Raw genomic sequence first — 6,542 nt, forward strand, 5'->3', positions numbered from 1 at the left:
CACCCCGCCCGCACCCGCACCCGCACCCGCACCCGCACCCGCACCACCCGACCGGCGGCCCCGCCCGGCAGCGTCCGAGCCCGCGGGCCGGGTCCGCCGTGCCCGCGACCGCCGGGCCGACGTCCATTCCTCACGACGGGAGACCGACATGGCACGACAGGCACCACCGGTGGCGCCGACCATGGAACCCGCGGTACGGCGGGTGCTGACCGAGCTGGAGCCCGGCTCCCCCGGCGGCGTCCCCGGGCCCGGCCCGGACGGTTGGACGGGGCGGCTCCGGGTGGACGAGAGCGACCCGTTCTTCTACGACCACCCGCTGGACCACGTGCCGGGGATGCTGCTGCTGGAGGGGATGCTGCGGTCGGCGGCGCACGCCGCGGACCGGGGCGGCGTCGCCGACACGCGGCGTGCCGACGACGGCCCGCACGGCCCGCGGCACGTCGCCGCGCTGGAGCTGCGACTGAACCGGTTGTGCCGCCCGGACCCGCCCGCGCGGGTGGAGGTCGCGCCCGTCCCCGGCGCGGCGCCCGGCCGCTACGCGGTGCGGGTGGTCCAGGACGGCGCCGAGATCTGCGGGGGGACGGTCCTGCTCGGCGGGGCCCGCGGCACCGACCCGGGCCCCGTGGCACCGGGTCACGCCGCGCGGGGCGCGGCCCGCGTGCCGCGCCCCCGGACGGGACGGGCGGCGGACGCCCGCCTGGTGCACAAGCGGCGGCCCGGGGCGGTGCTGGTGGGGCCGCTGAGCCCGGAGGGCGACGGCTTCCGGGCCGACCTCCTCGCGGAACGGGACCACCACGGCTCGGCCGTCCACCCCACGACGCTGCTGGTGGAGTGCGCCCGGCAGTTCGCCACCATGGCCGGCCACCTGGTGGCCCGGGTCCCGCTGGACTGGCAGTTCCTGCTCACCACCATCACCGTCGCCACCCCCGCGCCGGTCCCCGCCGCCGCGCGGCTGCACCTGTGGAGCCGGCACCGCGCCGGCGCCGGCCGCAGCCGCGCCATCGAGGTCGAGGTGCGCGCCGTCGACCAGGCGGAGCCCCTGGGGACGGTCGGGTTCGGCGTGACGATGCTGCCCCGGCGCAGCTACGAGCGGCTGCGCGCCTCGGGCCGGATATAGCGCGGTCCACCGCACCGGAAGAAACGTTCCCTCCAGGACAAAGGACGCGGCACCTGTGATGCATTGGCTCCTGAGAAGATTCCCCGTCGTGCTCTTCGCGGTCGGACTGGCGGTCATCGCCGCCGCGCTGGTCCGCGCGCTCGCCGGCGCCCACGACCCCGTCCAGCGCACCGCGGCCCTGCTGATCGCCCTCTACCTCGGCTGGGTGCTGCTGGAGGCCCGCGTCACGCTGCGCACCTCGCGCGGGGAGAGCTCCGAGGCGGACCGCGGCACCGAGGTGCTCTACGGCGCGGCACGGTTCGCCACCGGGCTGGCCGCCGTCTGGGGCCCGCTGCCCTGGGAGAGCTGGTCCCCGCTGCTGCTCCTGCCGTTGCTGCCGCTGGCGGCCGGCATCGCGCTGCGGCTGGCCGCGATCCGCGCCCTCGGCCGGTTCTACTCGCACCGCGTCCGCACCGTGGACGGGCACCGCGTCGCGCAGGGCGGCCCGTACCGGCTGCTGCGCCACCCCGCCTACTCGGGGATGCTGCTGGCGCACGCCGGGTTCGTGGCGTTCTTCCTCAACCCGCTGAGCGTGGCGGCCTTCCTCGTACTGCTGGTCCCCGCGCTGGTGCGGCGCATCCTGGTGGAGGAGCGGGCGCTGGCCGAGGTGCCCGGGTACCCCGAGTTCGCCCGCGGCCGCCGCCGCCTGATACCGGCGGTGTGGTGACGATGCGCCACATCCTGACCGGCCGGGCCCTGGCCGACTCCGCGCTCACCGGGCCCAAGCTCGCGCGCCAGGCCCGGATGCGGGAGGCCGGCCTCCCCGTCCCCGCGTTCTTCGCGCTCTCGGCGCGGGCCTGCGAGGAGGCGCTCGCCCCGCACCTCCCCCGGCTGCGGCGCCGGCTGGCCGAGATCGACTTCGACGATCCGGCCGCCATCGCCGCCGCCGCCGCGGCGGCACGGGAGCTGATCACCACGGCCGCCGCCGACCCCGCGCTGGACGCGGCACTGCTCGCCGCGTTCGACACCGCGTTCGCCCCGGACGCCGCGGTGGCGGTGCGCTCCTCCACCGTAGGCGCGGACGCGGCCGACAGCGAGGACTCGGCGGACAACCCGTTCGCCGGGATGAGCGACAGCTACCTGTACGTGCGGCGCGAGGAGGTGCCCGACCGGGTCCGGCTCTGCTGGGCCTCCGGGTACAACGCGGAGTCGCTGCTCTACCGCCACGCGCAAGGGCTGGAGCTGACGGGCTTCTCGGTGGCCGTCGCGGTGCAGGAGATGGTCCCCGGCCGGCGGTCGTTCGTGCTGTTCACCTGCGACCCGGCCACCGGGGCACGGCGCCCGGTGGTGGCCGCCGCCCACGGCATCGGCGAGGGCGTCGTCCAGGAGCGGGTCCCCGTCGACCACTTCTTCCTCGACCCCGCCACCGCGACGCTCACCCGGCGGCTGGCCCACAAGGACCAGCGCGTGGACCGGGACCCGCACGCGCCCTCCGGCACGGCGCTGCTGCCCGTGCCGGAGGCGGAGCGCGACGTCCCCGTGCTCGACGACGCGGAGCTGTGGCGGATCGCCCGGCTCGGCGAGCGGATCGAGGCGCTCTTCGCGGGGCCGCTGGACATCGAGGGCACCCTCACCGCCGACGGCCGCGTCCACATCCTCCAGTCGCGGCCGGTCGTGCTCGACCTCCGGCGGCAGCGGCTGTGGAGCAGCGCCAACATCACCGAGAGCTTCCCCGGCACGACCACCGCCCTGACCTACAGCCACGCCCAGCTGTTCTACCGGACGATCTTCCACGACCTCTACCGCGACCTCGGTGTCGACGAGCGGACGCTCCACGGCAACCGGCACCACCTGGCGAGCATGATCGGCTTCGTCCACCACCGCGTCCACTACTCGCTGACCGCCTGGTACCACCTGCACCGCCAGGTGCCGCTGTTCGCGCTGGGCCGCGCCCGGTGGGAGCAGATGATGGGGCTGACCACCACACCCGACAGCGGCCGGGACTCGCTGCGCGGCGGCACCCTCGCGCACCGGTGGCGGATGGCGCGCTCGGCGGCGCGGGTGGGACGGCTGCTGCTGACCCACGGCCGCCGGGTGCGCGCCTACGAGCAGTGGTGGGACGCCCTGGTCCCGGCGCTGCGCGACACCGACTGGCACGCGGCCGACCCGCTGGACACCGTCGAGCGGACGCACCGGCTGTGGCGGGAGGTCGGCGACCACTGGGGCGTCACCCTGGTCAACGACCTGTTCCTGACCATGGGGACGGGGGCGGCCGAGCGGCTGCTCGACCGCTGGGTCGGCGAGCCGGGGCTCCTCGGCGACCTGCTGTGCGGCGGTGAGGAGAACCGCTCGGTGGCCGCCGTGATGTCGCTGCTGCGTCTCGCGGAGACGGCCCGGGAGGCACCGGGGCTGCTCGCCGCCGTGGCCGACCGCCCCGCGGAGGAGGTCTGGGAGCGGGTCCGGCAGGGCGAGTTCGGCGCGGAGTTCACCGCTGCGGCCGACGCACACCTCCGCCGCTACGGGGACCGCGGGTTGCAGGAGCTGAAGCTGGAGCAGCCGACGCCGCGGGTGCGGCCGTGGCTGCTGCTGCCGCTGGTCGCGGAGCACGCCCGCGGCGGGCGCACCGCGGAGGAGTTGCGCCGCACGGAGGACGGCATCCGGGCCCGTGGCGAGGAGCGGCTGGCGGCGGCGCTGCGGCGGCGGCCGGTGCGCCGCGCGGTGGTGCGGGCGCTGCTGAAGCGGGTGCGGCGGCTGATCCGCCACCGGGAGGACTCCCGGTACCGGCGCAGCGAGCTGTTCGGTGTCTCCCGCGCGGTCCATCTGGCGCTCGGCGCCTGGCTGGTGGAGCGGAAGGCGCTGGACGCCCCCGAGGACGTCTTCCACCTGACGCACGAGGAGGTGCTGGGGTCCGTGGACGGCACGGGGGTCGCCACCGATCTGCGGGCCGTCGCCGAGGCGCGGCGCCGCGCGCATGAGCAGGCCGGTCCGGAACTCCCGCTGAACTTCGCGACGATGGGCCCGGTGCCGGCGTCGCTCCCGGCTCCCGCCGCCGGCGGGAGCGGCGGGAGCGGGCAGGCCGGGGGCACCGCCGGGGAGGCCGGGGGGCCGCTGGCCGGCCTCGGTTCCAGCGGCGGCACCGTACGCGGCACCGCCCGCGTCGTGCTCGACCCGCACGGACCGGTGCCCGCCGGGGACGACGTCATCCTGGTGGCGCGGGAGACCGACCCCGGATGGCTGTTCCTGATGCTCCGGGCCCGGGGCATCGTGGTGGAGCGCGGGACGATGCTGTCGCACACCGCGATCACCGGCCGCACGTTCGGCATCCCCACCATCGTGGCGCTGCCCGGCGCGACCAGCCGCATCCCCGACGGCTGCCGCGTCGAGATGGACGGCGCGACCGGGACGGTGACCCTGCTCGACGACGGGGAGGCGGGCGCATGACCACCGCGACGACGGACGGCGCGCCCGGCCGGTCCGGAACACCCGCCCGGGTACGTGTGGCGCGCGCGCCGGGCCGGCTCGGGCGCTTCGTGCTGGAGCGCTGCCCGCCACAGGTGTACGCGGTGTACGCCCTGCTGTGGACGCTCGCGCTGGAGGGCTCGCTGGCGCGGCTCGACCCCGCCGTGGCCGGCTGGCGGCCGACGGGCGGCACGGTGCTGACCGCGCTGGCGCTGTGGCTGGTGCTCTGCTGTCTGCGGGCGGTCGACGAGTGGAAGGACCTGGCGTACGACCGGGTCCACCACCCGGAGCGGCCGCTGGTGCGGGGGGCCGTCACCCGGGGCGAGCTGCGGGGGGCGGTCTGCCTGGCGACCGCGGCGCTGCTGCTGCTCGTGCCGGTCTCCGGGGCCGCCGCGACCGCGGTGCTGCCGGCCGTCGTCGGGTACGCCGCGGCGCTGCCGTGGCTGGAGCGGCGGTCCCGGCGGGTGCGCGAGTCGATGCTGCTGAACCTGGTGGTGACCTACCCGGTGCAGCTGCTGCTGAGCCTCCACGTCTGGCTCGTGTACCGGCACGCGTACGGCGCGGGGCCCGGCTGGGTGGCGGTGCCGCTGGTCGCGGTGTGCGTCTGCGCTTTCCTGCACGTGGAGTTCGCCCGTAAGACCAGCCGGGCGGACCGGCCGGGGCAGCAGTTCTACTCCACCGCGCTGGGCCGGGGCCCCGCGACCGCGCTCACCCTGGGGACGGCCGCCGGCGCGGTGCTGCTGGTGCTGGTGGTGCTGCCGCCCTGGCGGGTGCCGGGCGCCGCGGGGGCCCTGGCCTGGGCGCCGGTGGCCGCGGCGGGGTGGGTCGGGTGGGCCGCCCACCGGTTCCTCACCGGGCGCGCCGCGGACTGGCCGGTGCCGCCCGCGCTGGCCTTCCTCGTCACCGTCTACCTGGGCCTCGCCCTGACGGCGTGGGCGGCGGCATGACCGACCATCGGAACCGTCGGAACCACACCACGAGGGGGCGCGGGTGACCGCGGACGGCACGATCCTGCTCACCGGCGCGACCGGCTTCGTCGGCTCGGCGACCCGCCGGGCCCTGGCGGAGCGCGGGGCGCGGCTGCGGCTCCTCGTCCACAGGCGGCCGGTGCCGCAGGGCGCGGCGGGCGCGGGCGTCACCGTGGTGCGCGGCGACGTCACCGACCCGGCCTCGCTGCGCGAGGTCTGCGCGGGGGTGGGGACGGTGCTGCACCTCGCCTCGTACATCGGGGAGGACGCGCGGCGCAGCGCGGCCGTCAACGCTGCGGGCACCCGGGCGCTGGTGGCGCAGGCCCGGCGGGCAGGGGTCCGCCGGTTCGTCCTGCTGAGCACGGCGGCGGTCTACGGTCTCGGGCCGCACCGGGGCGCGACCGAGTCCGAACTGCGGCCCGAGCCGGTCTCGGTGACGAGCCGTTCGCGGCTGGCCGCCGAGGAGGCGGTACTGGCCGCGGGCGGGGTGGTGCTGCGACCGCACTTCGTCTACGGCGAGGGCGACCGGTGGTTCGTCCCCGGCGTCGCCGCGCTGCTCCGCAGGTCGCCGGTGTGGCCGGCGGGGGGCCGCGCCCGGCTGTCGGTGGTGTCGGTGGCGGACCTGGCGACGGTCGTCGCCGACCTCGCCACCGGGCCGTGGCAGGACGGCGGCGGCGAGGTCTTCCACGTCTGCGAACCGGAGCCGGTGCGGTTGCGGGAGGTCGGGGAGCGGGTCGGCGGGGCGCTGGGCATCGCCGTGCCCCGGTGGGGGCTGCCGCTGTGGCTGGTGCGGCGCCTGGCGCGCGCCACCCCGGCCGACGCCCAGCGGCTGGCGCGGGTGGCGACGGACCACTGGTACGACAGCTCCCGGATCTGGCAGCGGGTGGGTCACGGCCCGCGGTACGCGTTCCGGGAACGGTTCGCCGCCGACGCGGCCTGGTACCGCGCCGGAGCGGCGGGTGGCGCGGAGCCGTCGGCGGCGGTAGGCCCGGGGCGGTAGGCGCGGCCCGGCGCCGGCG

The 6,542-nt window shown here is 77.4% G+C and carries 5 protein-coding genes; all 5 read left to right on the forward strand.

Annotated features, from left to right (window positions below; all coding sequences use genetic code 11):
* Positions 1 to 148 precede the first annotated feature (148 nt).
* The 5 genes from HCN52_RS20395 to HCN52_RS20415 are packed head-to-tail and all read left to right on the forward strand — an operon-like array spanning position 149 to position 6,523.
* The gene (locus HCN52_RS20395; RefSeq protein WP_168089913.1) at positions 149 to 1,117 is read left to right on the forward strand and encodes an AfsA-related hotdog domain-containing protein; all 969 of its coding nucleotides are present in this window, start codon (positions 149 to 151) and stop codon (positions 1,115 to 1,117) included.
* 58 nt (positions 1,118 to 1,175) lie between these two features.
* Positions 1,176 to 1,823, forward strand: coding sequence for a methyltransferase family protein (locus tag HCN52_RS20400; protein ID WP_168089914.1), 648 nt, complete (start codon positions 1,176 to 1,178; stop codon positions 1,821 to 1,823).
* Positions 1,824 to 1,825: 2 nt separating this feature from the next.
* On the forward strand, positions 1,826 to 4,537 hold the full coding sequence (locus HCN52_RS20405) for a PEP/pyruvate-binding domain-containing protein (RefSeq protein ID WP_168089917.1): 2,712 nt from the start codon (positions 1,826 to 1,828) through the stop codon (positions 4,535 to 4,537).
* Positions 4,534 to 5,502: a hypothetical protein gene (locus HCN52_RS20410; protein WP_168089915.1), complete on the forward strand. Its 969-nt coding sequence runs from the start codon at positions 4,534 to 4,536 to the stop codon at positions 5,500 to 5,502. Before HCN52_RS20405 ends, HCN52_RS20410 begins: the two co-directional genes overlap by 4 nt.
* A 43-nt stretch (positions 5,503 to 5,545) precedes the next feature.
* Positions 5,546 to 6,523 (forward strand): NAD-dependent epimerase/dehydratase family protein, encoded by a 978-nt coding sequence (locus tag HCN52_RS20415; RefSeq protein WP_168089916.1) that lies wholly within the window; start codon positions 5,546 to 5,548, stop codon positions 6,521 to 6,523.
* The last annotated feature ends 19 nt before the right edge of the window (positions 6,524 to 6,542 follow it).

Origin of the sequence: Streptomyces bohaiensis, assembly GCF_012033785.1 — a bacterium.
GTDB lineage: Bacteria > Actinomycetota > Actinomycetes > Streptomycetales > Streptomycetaceae > Streptomyces > Streptomyces bohaiensis.

Bases quoted from the DNA above. Each gene is read 5' to 3' on its own strand.
- HCN52_RS20395 (WP_168089913.1), top strand. From the start codon at position 149: ATGGCACGACAGGCACCACCGGTGGCGCCGACCATGGAACCCGCGGTA.
- HCN52_RS20400 (WP_168089914.1), top strand. From the start codon at position 1,176: ATGCATTGGCTCCTGAGAAGATTCCCCGTCGTGCTCTTCGCGGTCGGA.
- HCN52_RS20405 (WP_168089917.1), top strand. From the start codon at position 1,826: ATGCGCCACATCCTGACCGGCCGGGCCCTGGCCGACTCCGCGCTCACC.
- HCN52_RS20410 (WP_168089915.1), top strand. From the start codon at position 4,534: ATGACCACCGCGACGACGGACGGCGCGCCCGGCCGGTCCGGAACACCC.